General features: G+C 74.9%; 14 protein-coding genes. 7 read left to right on the top strand and 7 right to left on the bottom strand.

Going from position 1 to position 16,259, the window contains the following annotated elements; genetic code table 11:
* Positions 1-28 precede the first annotated feature (28 nt).
* Positions 29-1,180, top strand: coding sequence for a UDP-N-acetylmuramate dehydrogenase (locus tag HNR13_RS18110; protein WP_179609638.1), 1,152 nt, complete (start codon positions 29-31; stop codon positions 1,178-1,180).
* A 19-nt stretch (positions 1,181-1,199) separates the two neighbouring features.
* Here HNR13_RS18110 and HNR13_RS18105 read toward each other — a convergent pair whose 3' ends face one another.
* Positions 1,200-3,341 (bottom strand): RecQ family ATP-dependent DNA helicase, encoded by a 2,142-nt coding sequence (locus HNR13_RS18105; protein ID WP_179608006.1) that lies wholly within the window; start codon positions 3,339-3,341, stop codon positions 1,200-1,202.
* Between the two features lie 210 nt (positions 3,342-3,551).
* On the opposite strand from HNR13_RS18105, the gene HNR13_RS18100 reads away from it, so the two are divergent.
* The 3 genes from HNR13_RS18100 to HNR13_RS18090 all read left to right on the top strand — a co-directional run bounded on the left by HNR13_RS18100 (position 3,552) and on the right by HNR13_RS18090 (position 6,163).
* Positions 3,552-3,737: a hypothetical protein gene (locus tag HNR13_RS18100; RefSeq protein ID WP_179608004.1), complete on the top strand. Its 186-nt coding sequence runs from the start codon at positions 3,552-3,554 to the stop codon at positions 3,735-3,737.
* Positions 3,738-3,845: 108 nt separating this feature from the next.
* Entirely contained in the window at positions 3,846-4,907 is a 1,062-nt protein-coding gene (locus tag HNR13_RS18095; RefSeq protein ID WP_179608003.1) for a glycosyltransferase, read from the top strand.
* Positions 4,904-6,163 carry an O-antigen ligase family protein gene (locus HNR13_RS18090; RefSeq protein WP_179608001.1) on the top strand — a complete coding sequence of 420 codons (1,260 nt, stop codon included), beginning with the start codon at positions 4,904-4,906 and terminating at the stop codon, positions 6,161-6,163. Before HNR13_RS18095 ends, HNR13_RS18090 begins: the two co-directional genes overlap by 4 nt.
* Positions 6,164-6,185: 22 nt before the next feature.
* Here the strand turns inward: HNR13_RS18090 and HNR13_RS18085 are convergent, their stop codons facing one another.
* The 3 genes from HNR13_RS18085 to HNR13_RS18075 are packed head-to-tail and all read right to left on the bottom strand — an operon-like array spanning position 6,186 to position 9,252.
* Entirely contained in the window at positions 6,186-7,739 is a 1,554-nt protein-coding gene (locus HNR13_RS18085; RefSeq protein WP_179607999.1) for a tyrosine-protein kinase domain-containing protein, read from the bottom strand.
* On the bottom strand, positions 7,736-8,050 hold the full coding sequence (locus tag HNR13_RS18080) for a PqqD family protein (protein ID WP_179607998.1): 315 nt from the start codon (positions 8,048-8,050) through the stop codon (positions 7,736-7,738). The genes HNR13_RS18085 and HNR13_RS18080 overlap by 4 nt, the downstream gene beginning before the upstream one ends.
* A 44-nt stretch (positions 8,051-8,094) precedes the next feature.
* Positions 8,095-9,252: an ATP-binding protein gene (locus HNR13_RS18075; protein ID WP_179607996.1), complete on the bottom strand. Its 1,158-nt coding sequence runs from the start codon at positions 9,250-9,252 to the stop codon at positions 8,095-8,097.
* Positions 9,253-9,530: 278 nt separating this feature from the next.
* Between HNR13_RS18075 and HNR13_RS18070 the strand changes: the two genes are divergently transcribed.
* From HNR13_RS18070 to HNR13_RS18060, 3 genes are read left to right on the top strand one after another with little or no spacing between them, the layout of a single operon-like run.
* Positions 9,531-10,130: an arsenate reductase/protein-tyrosine-phosphatase family protein gene (locus tag HNR13_RS18070; RefSeq protein WP_179607995.1), complete on the top strand. Its 600-nt coding sequence runs from the start codon at positions 9,531-9,533 to the stop codon at positions 10,128-10,130.
* Positions 10,127-11,215 (top strand): LCP family protein, encoded by a 1,089-nt coding sequence (locus HNR13_RS18065; RefSeq protein WP_179607993.1) that lies wholly within the window; start codon positions 10,127-10,129, stop codon positions 11,213-11,215. The genes HNR13_RS18070 and HNR13_RS18065 overlap by 4 nt, the downstream gene beginning before the upstream one ends.
* A complete protein-coding gene (locus HNR13_RS18060) occupies positions 11,212-12,606 on the top strand; it encodes a sugar transferase (RefSeq protein ID WP_179607991.1) in 1,395 nt (464 codons plus the stop codon). The genes HNR13_RS18065 and HNR13_RS18060 overlap by 4 nt, the downstream gene beginning before the upstream one ends.
* Positions 12,607-12,640: 34 nt before the next feature.
* On the opposite strand, the gene HNR13_RS18055 is transcribed toward HNR13_RS18060, so the two are convergent.
* The 3 genes from HNR13_RS18055 to HNR13_RS18045 all read right to left on the bottom strand — a co-directional run bounded on the left by HNR13_RS18055 (position 12,641) and on the right by HNR13_RS18045 (position 16,164).
* Positions 12,641-13,576, bottom strand: a complete 936-nt coding sequence (locus HNR13_RS18055; RefSeq protein ID WP_179607990.1) for a nucleotidyltransferase family protein — start codon at positions 13,574-13,576, stop codon at positions 12,641-12,643.
* Between the two features lie 405 nt (positions 13,577-13,981).
* Positions 13,982-14,539, bottom strand: a complete 558-nt coding sequence (locus HNR13_RS18050; RefSeq protein ID WP_218881264.1) for a hypothetical protein — start codon at positions 14,537-14,539, stop codon at positions 13,982-13,984.
* Positions 14,540-14,556: 17 nt separating this feature from the next.
* Positions 14,557-16,164, bottom strand: a complete 1,608-nt coding sequence (locus HNR13_RS18045) for a PspC domain-containing protein (protein WP_179607988.1) — start codon at positions 16,162-16,164, stop codon at positions 14,557-14,559.
* Positions 16,165-16,259: the final 95 nt, after the last annotated feature.

Raw genomic sequence — 16,259 nt, 5'->3', positions numbered from 1 at the left:
CGGCGTGAACGACGGCGTGAGCGACGGGATGACCGTGGACGAGGAGCGGACGGGGACTCCGCTGTCGGAGCTGACGACGATGCGCGTCGGCGGCGTCCCCGAGCGGCTGATCGCGCCGGCGGACACCGCCGCGCTGGTGTCCGCCGCCCGTGAGGTCTGGCAGTCGGGCGAGGAGTGGCTGCTGCTCGGCGGCGGCTCCAACACCGTCGCGAGCGACGAGGGCTTCGACGGCACCGTGATCCGCGTGGTGACGCGCGGCGTCGAGCGGCTGGACGCGCCGGAGGGCCGCGTGCGGCTGCGGGTCCAGGCCGGCGAGCCCTGGGACGACGTGGTGGCGCTGACCGTGCGGAACGGCTGGTCGGGCGTGGAGGCGCTGTCCGGCATCCCCGGCTCGACCGGCGCCGCGCCCGTGCAGAACATCGGCGCCTACGGCCAGGAGCTGGAGTCGGCGCTGCTCGGCGTCGAGTTCCTGGACGCGGGGACCGGCGAGGTCCGCCGGCTGTCGCGCGCCGAGCTGGAGCTCGGCTACCGCACCTCGGTGCTGAAGCGCGGGATGCTCGGCGTCGTGCTCTCGGTCGACCTGGAGCTGGCGGACAACTCGGTGCCGGGCGGCGTCGGCGCGCCGCTCAGCGCTCCTGTCGCCTACGCGCAGCTCGCGGACTCGCTCGGGGTGGCCCTCGGCGCTCGCGTGCCGGTCGCGGAGCTCCGGCGCGCGGTGCTCGCCCTGCGCGCCTCCAAGGGCATGGTGCTCGACCCGGACGACCCGGACTCGGTCAGCGCCGGGAGCTTCTTCACGAATCCGATCGTCTCGGAGTCGTTCGCCCGCAGCCTCCCGGCGAACGCGCCGCGCTGGCCGGTGACGCCTCCCGAGCCGAACGTCGTGATCGGCCTCCCGCCGGGCGGCGTGCACCCGCTGGACATCCCGCCGCTGGCGGACGGTCCGTACGACGTCAAGCTGTCGGCCGCGTGGCTGATCGAGAACGCGGGGATCCGCCGCGGGTTCGCGCTGCCGGGATCCGGCGCCGCCATCTCGTCGAAGCACACGCTCGCGATCGTCAACCGCGGCCACGCGAGCGCCGCGGACGTGGCGCAGCTCGCGTCGTTCATCCAGGCCAGGGTCCAGTCGGAGTTCGGGGTGCTGCTGCGCCCGGAGCCGATCCTGGTCGGGCTGGTTCTCTAGGCGATTCCCGGCCGGAGGGTCACGCCCGCAGCGCCGCCGCGAACGGCAGCACCGCCCCCGCTCCCGCCCGCCGGAGTTCGCGTCCGGCCACGGTGACCGTCCAGCGGCTGTCGATGAGGTCGTCGACGAGCAGCACCGGAGCGCCGGCCGGCACGTCGAGCGCCGACGCGTCGAACCGGTCCCACACGCCCGCCAGCCGGTAGGTGCTGTTGCCGCCGGGGCCGCCGGAGGGGCCGCCGCCGCGCGGCCCGAGCGCGCCGAGGTACGGCAGCCGGCCGATCTCCGCCAGTCCGCGCGCGAGGCTCTCGGTGAACCGCGGCCGGCCGCGTGACGGCACGGCGACGACGGCCGTGGGCCGGCTCGCCCAGTCCCAGTCGGCGAGCACCTGCACGCACGCCCGGAGCAGCTCCGGCGGGCACTCGGCGTCCGGCGCGCCGGTGTCGAGGACCTGCCGCAGGCGCCCGCCCCAGCCCAGGTCGGTGAGCCGGGCGAGCACGCGCCCGGTCTCGACCTGCTCGCCCGGGGCGATCCTGCCCTTCACCGGCACGCCGAGCGTGTCGGCGCCGGTCGGCCAGAGCTTGCGCGGCTCGACGGGGACGCCGACCCGGTCGAGCTCGCCGGCGATCGTCGCGCGCGCGTCGGCCTCCACAGCCGCCGGGTACCACACGCCGGCGCACCGGTCGCAGCGGCCGCACGGACCGGCGTCCGGGTCGTCCAGCTGCCGCTGCAGGAACTCCATGCGGCAGCCGGGCGTGCTCTCGTAGTCGAGCATCGCCCGCTGCTCGGCCTCCCGCGCCGCGGCGATGCGCTCGTAGCGGTCCCTGTCGTACGACCACGGCTGCCCCGTCGACACCCAGCCGCCGGGCACCCGGCGCGCGGCGCCGTCGACGTCGAGCACCTTCAGCAGCAGTTCCAGCGTCGACGCGCGCAGGTCGACGCGGCTCTCCAGAACGCGCGTGGACTGCACCTGCGGCCCGAGCGCTGCGAGCAGCGCCGTCGCCTTCTCCTCCGTCGGCATGGCTGCGGTGGCGAAGTACGCCCAGATCGCCCGGTCCTCCGGCCCGGGCAGCAGCAGCACGTCGGCCGAGTCCGTCGCGCGCCCGGCGCGGCCCACCTGCTGGTAGTACGCGACCGGGGAGGACGGCGCGCCGAGGTGCACCACGAACCCCAGGTCGGGCTTGTCGAAGCCCATGCCCAGAGCGCTGGTGGCGATCAGGGCCTTGACCTCGTTGCGTTTGAGCCGGCCCTCGAGCTCCTCCCGCTCGGCCGGGTCGGTCTGGCCGGTGTAGGCGGCGACATCGTGTCCGGCGCGCCGGAGGACACGGGCCGTGTCGTCGGCGGCCGAGACGGTGAGCGTGTAGACGATCCCGCTGCCCGGCAGGTCGGCGAGGTGGCCGGCGAGCCAGGCGAGGCGCGCGGTGGCGTCCTCGAGGGCGAGCACGCCGAGCCGGAGCGACCGCCGGGCCAGCGGACCGCGGATGGTGCGCACCGCTCCGGCGGCCGCGGACCCGCCGAGCTGCTCCTCGACGTCGGCGACCACGCGCCGGTTGGCCGTGGCGGTGGTCGCGAGCACGGGGATCCCGTCGGGCAGCGCCGCCACGAGATCGCGCAGCCGCCGGTAGTCCGGCCGGAAGTCGTGGCCCCAGTCGGAGATGCAGTGGGCCTCGTCGATCACGAGCAGGCCGCAGCGGGCGACGAGGGCGGGAAGGTGCTCGTCGCGGAAGTCCGGATTGTTCAGCCGCTCCGGCGACACCAGGAGCACGTCGACCGTGTCGTCGCGCAGCCGGGCCACGACGTCGTCCCACTCGTGCCGGTTGGCCGAGTTGATGGTCAGCGCGCGCACCCCCGCCCTGGCCGCCGCCTCCACCTGATCGCGCATGAGCGCGAGCAGCGGCGACACCAGGATGGTCGGGCCCGCGCCGCGCTCGCGCAGCAGCATCGTGGCGACGAAGTACACCGCCGACTTGCCCCAGCCGGTGCGCTGGACGACGAGCGCCCTGCTGCGATCGTCGACGAGCGCGGACACGGCCTCGAACTGGCCGTCGTGGAAGTCGGCGTCGGGGCGCCCGACGAGGTCCCGGAGGCGGGCGAGCGCACGGTCGCGGGTGGTCTCGGCGGCGGTGTCGGTGCTGGTGTCGGGGCTAGTGCTGGCGGTGCTCATGCAGCCATCGTCCCAGAGGGCGCCGACGTCGCAACCGCCCCCGGCGCAGCTGTGGACCGGAAGCCAAGCGAGCCGCCCTGTGGAGGAGATCGGCCGTCCCGCCGCCGCGGCGCGGCTCAGGTGATCGACGGGATGAAATGGCCGGCGCGGAACGCGGTCAGGGCGGGACGGGGCCGGGATCGCCCCGGATCGCGCCCCTACCGTATCGGGATGTCCACTCTCACCCGTACCCGCGCACAGGGCAGCGTCCGGGCTCGCCTCCGTCCGTTCGAGCTGCGGCTCCGCCTCCCCGACGGCACCTCGGCGGTCGTCGCCATAGAGGCCCGCAATGTCGGCGAGGCGCTCGATCTGGCCCGCAACGCGCTCGGTGACGTCCAGGTCATGGAGTCCCGATGATCCGTCGTCCGTGAGCGCCGCCCGCGCGACGGCGTCTCACTGCGACGCGCCCGAGAACACAGCGCCCGAGAACACAGCGCCCGAGAACACAGCGCCCGAGAACACGAGATGAACCGCGAACCGCTCCGGGTGATGCAGGTGGTCGACCACCTGGGCCACGGCGGGGCCCAGCAGGTCGTGGTCGACCTCTCCAACTGGCTGTCCGCCGACCACGGCGTCGAGGTGTCCGTGATCGGCGCCGGCGGTCCCTCGGCGGCCCGCCTGGCGCCGGCCGTGCGCGTGCTCACGGGCGACGGCGGCGGCTTCGGCGGCCAGACCCTGCGGCTGCTGCGCGCCGCCCGGGCGGTGCGACCGCACGTGCTCCACGCCCACCAGCGGCGGGAGGCCCTGCAGGCGCTCGTGGTGGGACGGATCCTCGGCATCCCCGTCGTGGAGCACGCCCACACCCGGCTGCCGAGCGTGCGGCCGCGGTTCCTGTCGTTCCGCAGCCGCGCGGTGTTCGCGGTGAGCCCCGCCGTGGCCGACATGGTCGTCCACGACGCCGGCCGGCCGCGCGAGCGGGTGCTCGTGGTGGGCAACGTCCCCGCTCAGCGCCCGGGCTCGGCCGATCCGGCGCCCCGCCCGGTGACGGCGCCGCTGCGGCTCCTCGCGGTCGGCCGGCTGGTCGAGCAGAAGGACCCGCTGCGCTTCGTGCGCGTCGTCGCCCGGCTCGCCGGCGAACGGCCGGTGGCGGCCACGTGGGCCGGGGACGGCGAGCTGCGCGAGACCGCGCACGCGCTCGCGCGCGAGCTCGGCGCCCCCGTCGAGTTCGCCGGTCACGTCGACGACGTCTCCGAGCGGCTGGACGCCGCGCACTTCCTGGTGATGACCTCCCGCTGGGAGGGGACGCCGCTCGCCGTGCTCGAGGCGTTCGACCGCAGGCGGCCGGTCGTCGCGACCGCGTCCGCCGCCAACGGCCTGCTCGACGGCGGGCGGGGCTACGAAGTGCGGGACGACAGCTCGGACCGCGACTTCGCCGCGGCGATCGCTCGGGCGGCCGACGACGGCGCCGGGCGCGCCGCGGCGGTCGAGACCGCGAAGCGGTGGGCCGACGCGGAGGCCTCCTCGGAGCGCGTCTTCGGCCCGGTGCTCGACACCTACCGCCGCCTCGCCGCGGCCGCCCGCTCGTGAGCCCGCTCCTGCTCTTCCTCGGGGCGGTCGGCGTCCTCGCCGTCGCGCTCCTGATGATCGCCGTGCCGCCGCGGATGATCCGGGGCGTCGCCGTCTCGTTCGCATTCGTCGCCGCCTCGTTCGGTCTCGCGACCAACGCCCCGGACATCATCCGGCAGGTGAGCTCCGTGGCCGCCATCGGCGTCCTGGTGCTGTCGCTGGTCCGGTCCCGGGCGGCGCGCTCCGGGGGCGTCCGGTTCTGGGCCGTCGCCGTGTGGTGGGGCTACGTGTCGCTCGGCGTGCTGCTCACGGGCAGCTACGGGTCCATCCGCATCGTGCTGTACTTCGGCCTGGCCGCGCTCGCGGCCTACGTCGCGTCGTCGCTCGCGCAGGCAGAACTCCGGCTGGTCTACGGCACCGTCGCCGGGCTGGCGGCCCTGCAGGTCGCCCTCGCGGCCCTGGAGGTCCTGGTCCTGCCGGAGCCGGTCTGGGGCTACACCGGCTTCGTCCGGTACAACCCGTTCGTGGGCGACGTCTACGCCCGCGCGCAGGGCACGTTCGGCCACCCGATCGTCTTCGCCGTGTTCTGCGGGATCGCCGTGATCGTCGCCTGGTCCAACCCGGCGCGGTGGTCGCCGAAGTGGCGGCTGACGAACCTGACCGTCGCGGTCGTCGGTCTCGGCCTCTCCGGGACCCGCAGCGCGGTGGCGGCCGTCGCCGTCGGCCTGCTCCTCCACGTCGCGCTGAACAGCTCGCTGACCGCCTGGCTGCGCTCCGCCGTCGGGGTCGGCGCCGTGATCGTCGTCCTGCTCAACATCGACATCGGCATCGGCACGATCGTCGCGAACCTGCTGGACTCCGGCTCGTGGAGCCACCGCCTCGGCGCGCTCGAGTCGGTCTCCCAGCTGATGGCGCGGCCACCGCTGGAGGCGTGGTTCGGTAACGGGTTCGGGAGCGAGAACCAGCTCTACGACCGCGGGCTCATGCAGCAGATCTACCTGCGCGCCGTCGACAACATGCTCGTCTACGCGCTCGGCACGATGGGGGTCGTCGGGCTGGTCGCGCTGCTCGCCTTCTGGGTGGTGGCGTTCTGCTTCGCCGATCGCACGGTCAAGGCCGTCCTCGCGATGCTGTTCGCGATGTTCTTCTCGTTCGACCTGTTCACCTGGATGAACGCGGGCGTCCTGGCCAGCCTGATGATCGCCCTGCCGCGGACGGCCCGGCCGGCTCCCGGGCTCGTCGCACCGCCCGGCGAGCCGGCGCTGCTGACCGCCTGAGTCCGGCTTGCCGGTGCCGGCGTCAGCGGCCGGAGCGCAGTGCCTTCCTGCTGCGCTGCTCCCGACGGGTCGACGCCGGCTCCGCGGCGCCCGTTTCGGCGCCGCCCGCCTCGGCGGACCGTGCCTCCACGGGCACCGGGGCGGCGTCCGCGTGGGAGGTGTAGTAGTCGTTGCGGTAGTAGCCGTAGTCGTGCGAGTCCACGCCGTTCGGCGGGATCTTGTTGAGCACGGCGCCCAGCACCTTGCCGTTGACCCGCGTCACGGAGCGGTAGGCCTTCTGGAGCTGCTCCGCGGTGACCTGCTTGGCGCCGACCGCGATCACGACGCCGTCCGCGATGGTGCCGAGGATGGCGGCGTCGGTCACGGACAGCAGCGGCGGCGCGTCGAGGATGACGGTGGCGACGCCCGAGAGCGCGCCGATCAGCTCCCGCATCGTGCGGGAGCCGAGCAGCTCGCTCGGGTTCGGCGGCACGCGCCCGGCGCCGAGCACGCGCAGGTGCGTGCTGGCGGAGGGCGCCTGGAGCGCGTCGCCGAGCGCGACCCGCCCGCTCAGGACGTCGGTGAGCCCGACGCCGCCGCGCAGCGAGAACAGCGTCGACTGCATCGGACGGCGCAGGTCGCAGTCGATGATGACGACGTTCTGGTTGCTGGAGGCGATCGCGTCCGCCAGGTTCGCCGTGAGCGTCGACTTGCCCTCGCCGGGGATCGAGCTCGTCACCACGATGACCTTCGGCGGGTTGTCCACGTCGATGTAGCTGAGGTTCGTCCGCAGCTCCCTGAGCGACTCCGAGATGGCGAAGAGCTGCACCGAGTCGGCCGTCGAGGCCTGCTCGACGACGCGCTGGCGCTCGGAGAGCGCCGGGCTCGCCGGAACGGTGCCGATGACGGGGGCGTCGAGGAGGCGCTCGATCTGCTCCACCGAGCGGATCCGCCGGTCGAACTGCTGGCGCAGGAGCGCGTAGACGAGCGCGAGCGCACAGCCGGCCAGCACGGCGAGCACGAGGGCCGTCTGGATGTTGGGCGAGGACGGGAAGTAGGGTGCGCGGGCGTTCGCGAGGGGGACGAACGAGATGGCGGGATCCCCGACCGAGCCCTCGGGGGACTCCAGCGCGCGCACCTGCTCCGAGAGCGCGGTGCTCCAGGCGTTGGCGAGCTTCGCGGCGGCCTCCGGGGTCCCGGCGCTCGCCGTGATCTCGATGATCGCGGTGTCCGCGGGCAGGGTGGCGGTGATGTGGGCGAGGAGGTCGGAGATCGAGCGGTCGGTGCCCAAGGCCTCCTGCGCGCGCTTGGCGACGGCGTCCGACGTGGCGACGCGCACGTACGACTCCGCACGCGACTTCGCCAGGCTCTCGCCGGCGAACGCCATCGACAGGCTCTCGCCGGTCGCGGCCTGGGTCAGCCCGGTGGCCGTCGACTGGTAGACCCGGGGCTGGAGCGCGGTGACGCCCGCCACCAGGCCGATGGTGGCGAGCACGATGACTGCTTCACCGAGCCAGTAGCGCCGGATCATCCGCACGAAGTCGCGCAGGTCGCGGCCCTTCGCCTGGGTGTCAGCGGTGTCCGTCTGCAAGCTCATCGCGCAGCTCCATTTCCGGCGTCGTCGGCCTGTTCCTGTTCGGGTCGGTGCGTGGGTTCGAGGAGGCGCAGCGTCACCAGCTCGTCGATCAGCGCCCGGCACTCCGCGCGGGCGGAGGCGGGGTGGCCGGGGTAGGCGGCGAGCAGGCGGTCGACCAGCTCGCCGTCCGGGGCGTGACCGTCGAACGACCGCCAGAGCGCCCCGGACGTCCCGGTGAGGACGAACTGGCGGAAGTCGGTCACGTCCGCCACGGCCCACCGCCCCGCGGCCGTCTCCACGGAGACCACCGCGCGGGCATGGCGATGCACCATCGCACCGGGTTCACCCGCGATTTCGCCCGAAGCAGGGGCCGACGTCACCGTCGCCACTCGAGCACCCCCGCGTCGACCAGCAGGCCGACGGCGTCGTGGAAGGCCGCATCGTCCCCGGGCGCCGCGCCGTGGGCGTCCCGCAGGCGGGCGAGGAGGGCGTCCTCGGTGCGAGGCTGCGCGGTCTCCCGCCAGAGCGTCCCGGCGATGCCCGCGAGCACACGGACCTCGGCGCCGTGCGCGAGGGCGAGCAGGCCGCCGGCCTCGACGGCGTCGCCGACGGGGGTGCGGACCAGGCTGGTGGTCCCCTCTGCCGCGTCCCGTCCGACAGCGGGCGTCGTGAACGCGAGCTCCTCGGCGGAGCCGGGCGGCGCGGCGGGGGGACCGGCGACGGGGTCCAGCTCGCGCGCGTCGGCGTAGGTCAGCAGCTCGATGCCGCCGACCTGCCGGATCAGCTCCGCGAGGGCGCGGAGCGGCCGCGGATGGTGGGCGAGCGCGGAGAGCTGCGGCACCAGCGCGTCCAGGCTCTCGATCAGGTCGAGGCGCCGGGAGCGCGGCGGCCCGGCCAGACCGGGGTCGCGGTCGAGGACGATGACGCGGGAGACCGGGTGGGGCCGCGGTTCGGCGACCGCGAGACCGAGCGCGCGCGGTGCGAGCTGCGCCTTCACGGGACCGCCGCGGCCCACCGAGAGCGGCTTGGGATACGGCAGCACCGCGCCGTCGGCGCCGACCAGCGCCATCTCGTCGGTGAGGTAGCCGGAGGCCGTGGCGAGCCGGGCGACAGCGGTGGTCTTGCCCGCGCCGGAGGGTCCGACCAGGAGGATCGCGCCGCCGTCCCGGTCCGCGACAGCGGCGGCGTGGAACAGCAGCCCCCGGCCGGTGCTCCGATCGATGAGGGCCCGCGTGATCCGCGCGCTGGCGTCGGCGAGCGCGGCGGCGACCGCGGTGTCGCCGCCCGGGGCGACGACGGAGACCTCCTGCTCGGCCACCTCAGCGCCGCCGGCGGCCGCATCGGAGAGCAGGAGGTGGGACCACGCGTCCGCGAACGCCGCGCCGAGAGCGTCGGCGCCTTCCCCGCCGACGGTGACGCGCAGGCGGTGGCCCAGGGCGCCGACGACGAACGTCCGCCCGGTCGCGGGCAGGGGCGTCGCGGGCAGGGGCATCGCTGCCAGGGGGGTGGCGGGCTCGGTCGGGTGCGCGGGCATGGGCGGGTCTCCTCAGGTGCCGTCGGTCCAGGCAGGGAGGACCAGTATCGGCGCGCGTGCGGCGGCTCCCTCGCGGCGTGGTCCGTCGCCCGTCCCGCCGCCGGCGGGTGATGCCGGGCGGCGACAGGCGGGCGCCGGGCCGAAATGCCAGGTGAAGAGTCCGGTGCGCCGCCGCGGGAGCGCGCGCCTCCCGCGTCGGCACGGCGCACGCGGAGGCGATCCTTTCGCTCTGCGTCCGCGGCTCCACCCGCCGCGGCATCGACCCGAGGGGAGACCCGATGCCGGAGAGCGGCTTCTCCGTCCTGTTCGTGTGCACCGGCAACATCTGCCGGTCGGCGATGGCGGAGCGACTGCTCGCGGCGCGGATGGGCGCCCCGGGCATCGTCACGGTGAGCAGCGCGGGCACCCGCGCGGTGGTCGGGCGGGGGATCTCCTCCCTGACCCGGCCGCGCGTGCGCGCGTTCGGCGGCGATCCCGACGGCTTCGCGGCCACCCAGCTGACCGAGGCGGCGATCGCGCGGGCCGACCTGATCCTCGGGATGGCGCAGGAGCACGCCACGCGGGTCACCGAACTGGACCCCGGCGCGTTCCGGCGCACCTTCACGCTGCTGGAGTTCGCCCGTTCCCTCCACGCGGCCGCCATCGACGGAGACGGCGTCGACGGACACGGCATCCGCGGCGACGCCGGTGACCCCGAACGCTGGCGCGCCGTGACGGAGCGCGCCGTCGACGCCCGCCGCCGCGGCCTCGTGCCGCCGCGCGCGGACGACGACATCGCGGACCCCTACGGCCGCCCTGAGAAGGCGTTCGACGAGATGGCGCGCCGGCTCGTCCCCGCGATCGACCTGCTCGCCGGACGGCCGGTGGCCGCCCGATGACGCACCCCGAGCACGACACCGACACCGACACCGCGCCGGTCACCGCGCGCCGCGCCCGGCGGGATCGCGAACGCGAGCGCACCAGCCGCACGCGGCGCCGCAGGCGCTGGATCTGGATCACGGCCGCCGCGCTCGTCCTCGTGCTGCCCGTCGCCCTGATCGGCGGCTACCTGTGGTGGCTCGGCTCGACCTACGACGGGTCGGTCGGGCGCATCCCGAACGCGTTCCCGAGCGAGGGCCCGCGCCCGACGGGCGTGGCGGGGGTCACCAACATCCTGCTCATCGGGTCGGACTCCCGCGACGGCCTGCACGACGTCATGTCCGGGAAGGCGACCGGCGAGCGCTCCGACACCCTGATGCTCGTCCACCTCCCCGCGGACCGCTCCGGCGTCGTCTTCGTCTCGATCATGCGCGACCTCTGGGTGCCCATCCCCGGTCACGGCACCGCCAAGATCAACGCCGCGTTCAGCTGGGGCGGGGTCCCGCTCGCGGTCCAGACCGTCGAGGACCTGCTCGGCGCCCGGATCGACCACGTGATGGTGGTCGACTTCGACGGGTTCGGAGCCCTCTCCACCGCGCTCGGCGGCGTGGAGGTCCGGTCCGACTACGCGTTCACCTCGAAGAACATGCCGGGCTACTCGTTCGTGAAGGGCGACAACCTGCTCGAGGGCTCCGCCGCCGTCGCGTTCGTGCGCGAACGCTACTCCTTCCCCGACGGCGACTATCAGCGCGTCCGCAACCAGCAGGCCTTCATCCGCGGCATCCTGCAGAGCTTCATCAGCGCGTCGACGCTGACGGACCCGGGCAGGACGCGGGCCGCGATCGGCACGTTCGCGCGCTATGTGGCCGTCGACGACGGGCTGGACGCCTCGGCGGTGGCGTCGCTGGCGCTCGGCTACCCGGGCCTGCGACCCGGAGACATCCACACCCTCACGCTCCCGACAGCCGGGACGGGAACCTCTCCGGACGGGCAGTCGATCGTGAAGGTCGATCCGGCGCGCACGGAGGTCCTCAGGAAAGCGCTCGCCGCCGACGACGTCATCCCGACGCTCGAGGGCGGGGCGCTGGGCGACGGAAGGAAATGATGGTCCGCACCGAGTCGCAACTCCCGCACACGCTGGCCGGCCGGCTGCGCGCCGCGCGCGCCCTCCTCGTGGCCGACGTCCTGGTGATCGGGGGAGCCCTCGCCACCGCGCACCTCGTCCGGTTCGGCAGTCGCAACGACCCGGCGCAGATCGGGCCGCTCGACACGTCGTACGTGATGGTCTCGATCGTCCTCGGGGTGCTCTGGCTGGTCCTTGTCGTCGCGCTGGACGGCTACCGGACCTGGCCGCGACGGCTGAACGGCCCGTCGTACTGGCCGCCGGTCCGCGCCTCGGCCTGGCTGGTCGCCCTGCTGGCCGTCGCCTCGCTCGCGCTCCAGCTCGACCTGTCGCGCGCCTATCTCGGCTTCGCCATCCCGATCGGGCTGCTCGGTCTGCTGGCCGTCCGTTCGGTGAGCCGGTGGTGGATCTACGCGCACAGGGCACGCAGGTACACGCGCCGCGCGCTCGTGGTGGGCACGCCGGAGCGGGTCGCCGAGCTCGCCGGCGTGTTCGCCGAGCGCGCCGCGCCCGTCGCAGTCGACGTCGTCGCCACCACGGGCGTCGAGAACGCCCACGGGCCGTACCTGCGGCAGCTGGTCGAGGAGCACCGCATCGACATCATCGTGCTGACCGAGGAGCGTGACGGCGCGAACGTCCGCCAGCTGCTCTGGGACGTGGAGGGGGCCGGCGCCGTGGTCTGGCTGTCGATCGACGTCCCGGAGCTGGCCGCCCCGCGAGCGGAGTACCATCCGATCGACCGGCTGCCGATCATCGAGGTCGCGCCCGCGGACCGCTCGATCACGCGGAGGCGGGCGAAGCGCGCGTTCGACATCGTGCTGAGCTCGGTCGCGCTGACGCTGCTCCTCCCCGTCATCGTGGTCTGCGCCGTCCTGATCCGGCTCGACAGCCCGGGGCCCGCCTTCTTCCGGCAGGCCAGGATCGGCCGCGGCGGCAAGACGTTCGGCATCGTCAAGCTCCGGACGATGCGGGTGGACGCGGAGAAGCAGCTGGCGGCCCTCCAGCACAGGAACGAGGGCGCCGGGCCGCTCTTCAAGATCAAGGACGACCCGCGCGTCACCCGCGTCGGGGGCTTCCTGCGCCGCACGTCGATCGACGAGCTCCCGCAGCTCTGGAACGTGCTCAAGGGCGAGATGAGCCTCGTCGGGCCGCTGCCGACGGAGGTCGCCGAGTACGACCGCGACAGCCATCGCCGGCTCATCGTGAAGCCGGGGATGACCGGCCTGTGGCAGGTCAGCGGCCGGTCCGACCTGACCTGGGAGCAGGGGGTGCGGCTCGACCTCTTCTACGTGGAGAACTGGTCCGTGGCCGGCGACCTCGGGATCCTCTTCCAGACCGTCGGGGTGGTGCTGCGGCCGAACGGCGCCTACTGACGCCGGGGATGCTCAGCCTGACGCCGGGAGAGGCTCAGCGCCGGCGCGGGTCCCGGCCCGCCGCGGTCAGCGTCGCGAGCACCCGCGGGAGCGCCCGCGCGCCGCGGAACCAGCGCCGCAGGTAGCGCCCGGCCAGCTCCACCGGCCCGAGCCGGCTGGCCGTCGTCTCCTTCAGGAAGGCGGAGGGCGGGGGGAAGAGCGCGAGGCGCAGCTTCGAGAGCCGCTCGCGCGGCGACGCCCGCCGCAGGAGCAGCGCCCGCCGCTCCGACGCCTCGGGGAACTGGGTGCGCAGCCGCCATTCGAGCGACGCCTCGCCCCACGCGAAGCCCGCCTCGTACGGCTTCAGCTGCTCCAGGAACGGGCGCGCGGTGGCCAGCGCGCCGAGCCGCTCCGCGCGCTCGAGCAGCGTCGCGACGTCCATGCGGGCGCAGCGCGCGACGAGGAAGCGGAGCTCGTCGCGGTGGCGCTGGGAGAACCGCGAGCGGATCGCGTGGACCGCTCCGATCAGGATGGCGTCGACGAGTCCGGGGATGCGGACCGGCTGGTCGCCGCACCACATGACCGTGCGCTGGGCCCAGATCAGCTCGAACAGGTCGCCCGCCGCCTCCAGCCCCGGGTAGCGGAAGTGGACGTCGATGTCCGCCGCCCACTCCGGGTGGTACATGCTCGCGCTGTGCACGGGGAAGGTGTCGGTGTCCGGGTCGTGCGCCCGGCGGCGCCAGCCCCTGGCCTCGAGCGCCGCGGTGAGGCGGCGGTGGTCGTCCTCGGCCACGAGCACGTCCACGTCGCTGCTGACGTGCGCCGGCCGGAGCTCGTACTCGTCGGCCGCGATCCCCTTGATGACGAGGAGGCGGATGCCGTCCAGGGCGGCGAGCCGGGCGACGGCGGCGCTGAGCAGGAGCGTCGGCGGCGCGGGCGGGGGAGGCGGGGAGGGCGACCACGATCCGGGTCGTTTCACCAGGCTTTTCACTTCCGCGTCCTCCCATCGGCGGCGGCCGCGGCTCCCGCCTCCGGAAGGTCCCGGTGCGATCGCCGCGGTTCCGCCTGACTCGCAGGGGGCCGCACCGGCGCTCCCGGCCGCCCCTCCGACATAGTCGCAGCCGCGGGCGGCGCGTCCCGCCGGGCGGGCGACGGCTCAGGTGAGCGCTCAGGTGATCCTGCGCGTCGTGTCCGGCGGGATTCCGGAGTGCGCCCCGCGCGGGCGCCGGAACGTGGGTCTTACTGGAGTCCGCGGACGCCGCGTTCCGGATCGGGTACCCGGAGGCGCCGCCGAGGGTGGTCGGGCGTCGCCACGTCAGACGGCAGGACACGACTACCCGGGGCGCCGGCGGCTCATTCGGGTTGAGCGGCCGGCGCCCTCATCCCGCGGGCGGGGTCAGACCTGACGGCGCCGGTTGCGCTGTGCGGCGCTGACGGCGCCGAGCAGGGCGGACACCACGATGATCAGCCCGACGACGGCGATCCAGACGGCGATGGCAGCCCCGGGCGTCAGCGTGGCTATCCAGACGGTGACGCCGGCCAGCCGGGCGGGCGACGAGACGACCGCGAGCGTCCCCGCGGCGAAGAGGACCAGCAGCAGCCCCCAGACGATCCCGCCCCAGCGCACCGGGGGCGGCCCCGACGGCGCCGGGCGCGGCGGGACCGCGGGGACGGTGACGGACAGCCACGGCTCGGCCGGCTCGGCGGCCGGCTCCGGCGCGACGGGGGCGGCGGGCGGCTCCGCATGCGCTGCCGGCTCCGGGACGGCGCCCGCCGACGGGATGACGAGCGTGTCGGCGTCGTCGGCGCTGGTGGCGGAGTCGGTGGCCTCGGCGGACTGCGCGGACTCGGCAGGCTCGACACGCTCTGAAGGCTCTGCGGCCGTGGGCGGGTCGGTCGGCAGCGGCGTCGTGGCGTCCGTGCCGTCGGTCGGGTCGTCGGCGTTCGTGGTCATGTCGGTCTCGTTCTCTCTCACTGCTGGACTCGTTCGATGTGGACGGCGTCGATCTGCGCCACCCGGACGACGGCCTCCGGCGGCCCCGACGGTCCGACCACGAGGTCGGTGGCGCATCCCCCAAAGAGGCCGCCGTCGCACCGGTGCACCTGCTCGGCGCCGGACGGGTCGGTCACTGTGACCGCGGAGACGGTTGCCGTCTCCACGCGCACGGTGGCGTCGGCGGGGACGATCACCGTGGTCGGGCCCGGCCCCTTGGCCAGGTTGACGACGGGCGTCCCCGCGGCGGTCACGGCCTTCGAGAGGTCGATCGTGGTGTCGCCGAGGGCCTGGAGGTAGTTCGCGTTCCCCGCCGGTGTCACCGACAGCGTCCTCCCCGGGGTGACGCCGGCGTCCAGCCGCACCCCCGGCGAGGTCGGCAGCAGCGCGGCCAGGGCGGTGAGCGCGGCGAGCAGGAGGCCGAGGAAGATCAGGAAGCCGCTGCGGCGGCGGGCGATCCCCGCGATCAGGACCGTCACCCCGAAGACCAGGGTGGCCGCGGCGAGGGAGGCGGTGAGCGCGTAGCCGGGGAGCCCGGTCAGCGGACCCCAGAGCGCCCCGGTGAGGGAGCCGGCGACGAGCGCGAGGCCGACGGACAGCCAGCCGATCGCGGCGCCGACCCGCGGGTTGGCGGCGCGGTAGGCGACGCGCCGCGCCTCGGCCTCGGCGTTCGCGGCCGACGCCTGCGCCCGCAGCTGGGCCGAGCGCTGGGCCTTCACCGCGCGCATGTCCTCGGCCAGCCGCAGCTTCCACTGGTCGTGCTCCGCCTTCCACTGGGCCTGGCGGGTGCGCCAGTCGGCCACCTCCTGCTCGGTCGCTCCCGCGGCGGGGGCGGGAGGCGCGGTCGGCTCGGCGACGGTCGCGACGGTCGGCGGTGCGGGGACCGCGGCGGCAGCGGTGGCGGTGGCTGCCGCTGCGGTCGCGGGGCCGCTCGCCGCCGGGGCGCCGACATCGGAGGGACGCTCCGGCGCGGCTGCGGCTGTCGCGGTCGTGGCGCGCCCGGACCAGCCGCGGTGGTCGGCGTTGCGCGCCGCGACGACGATGAGGGCGGTGGCGGCGCCGAGGACGACCAGCGTCCAGAACACCCTGCCGAAGCCGTCCCACCAGCCGGTGGGGCCGCCGAACCACCAGATCCCGTTCGACCAGGGCAGCAGCGAGAGCACCACGAGCACGCCGATCGCGACGATCGGCGGCTCGAACTCGCCCTCGAACAGGCGCTGCAGGTGGATGCGGCCGTCGCGGTCCGGCAGCAGCGCCCAGGCGAGGGCGTAGAGCAGCACGGCGGGTGCGCCGAGGAGCGCGGCCACGACGACGATCCCGCGGACGATCAGCGGGTCGATCCCGATGCGGTAGGCCACGCCGGCGCAGACGCCGCCGATCCAGCCGTCGGTGCGCGTGACGCCGAGGCTGCGCATCCAGTCGAAGAAGCGGGTGCCGCGGCCGGAGAGGCCGGTCTGCGGGCCGCCGTACGGGGCCTGCGGGCCGCCGTATGCGGGCCCGCTGCCGGCCTGCGCGCCCGAAGAGCCAGGGCCGCCGGACGGGGGAGGGCCATCCGAAGTCGGAGGGGTCGTGCTGTCGTTCACCATGACTCGATCGTGGCGCGCCGAGCCGTCCGCTCGCTATCGGGGGACACCCTGACCGCACCCTGATTCCCGCCGATCGCGCTGTGCGGGACGGACCG

It is taken from the genome of Leifsonia shinshuensis, from assembly GCF_013410375.1.
GTDB classification, from domain to species: domain Bacteria; phylum Actinomycetota; class Actinomycetes; order Actinomycetales; family Microbacteriaceae; genus Leifsonia; species Leifsonia shinshuensis.
This window is presented reverse-complemented; position numbering and strand designations above follow the sequence as displayed.

Excerpts from the sequence above, each read along its gene's own strand:
- HNR13_RS18110 (WP_179609638.1), top strand. The coding sequence starts at position 29 with ATGACCGTGGACGAGGAGCGGACGGGGACTCCGCTGTCGGAGCTGACG.
- HNR13_RS18105 (WP_179608006.1), bottom strand. The coding sequence starts at position 3,341 with ATGAGCACCGCCAGCACTAGCCCCGACACCAGCACCGACACCGCCGCC.
- HNR13_RS18100 (WP_179608004.1), top strand. The coding sequence starts at position 3,552 with ATGTCCACTCTCACCCGTACCCGCGCACAGGGCAGCGTCCGGGCTCGC.
- HNR13_RS18095 (WP_179608003.1), top strand. The coding sequence starts at position 3,846 with ATGAACCGCGAACCGCTCCGGGTGATGCAGGTGGTCGACCACCTGGGC.
- HNR13_RS18085 (WP_179607999.1), bottom strand. The coding sequence starts at position 7,739 with ATGAGCTTGCAGACGGACACCGCTGACACCCAGGCGAAGGGCCGCGAC.
- HNR13_RS18080 (WP_179607998.1), bottom strand. The coding sequence starts at position 8,050 with ATGGTGCATCGCCATGCCCGCGCGGTGGTCTCCGTGGAGACGGCCGCG.
- HNR13_RS18075 (WP_179607996.1), bottom strand. The coding sequence starts at position 9,252 with ATGCCCGCGCACCCGACCGAGCCCGCCACCCCCCTGGCAGCGATGCCC.
- HNR13_RS18070 (WP_179607995.1), top strand. The coding sequence starts at position 9,531 with ATGCCGGAGAGCGGCTTCTCCGTCCTGTTCGTGTGCACCGGCAACATC.
- HNR13_RS18065 (WP_179607993.1), top strand. The coding sequence starts at position 10,127 with ATGACGCACCCCGAGCACGACACCGACACCGACACCGCGCCGGTCACC.
- HNR13_RS18060 (WP_179607991.1), top strand. The coding sequence starts at position 11,212 with ATGATGGTCCGCACCGAGTCGCAACTCCCGCACACGCTGGCCGGCCGG.
- HNR13_RS18050 (WP_218881264.1), bottom strand. The coding sequence starts at position 14,539 with ATGACCACGAACGCCGACGACCCGACCGACGGCACGGACGCCACGACG.
- HNR13_RS18045 (WP_179607988.1), bottom strand. The coding sequence starts at position 16,164 with ATGGTGAACGACAGCACGACCCCTCCGACTTCGGATGGCCCTCCCCCG.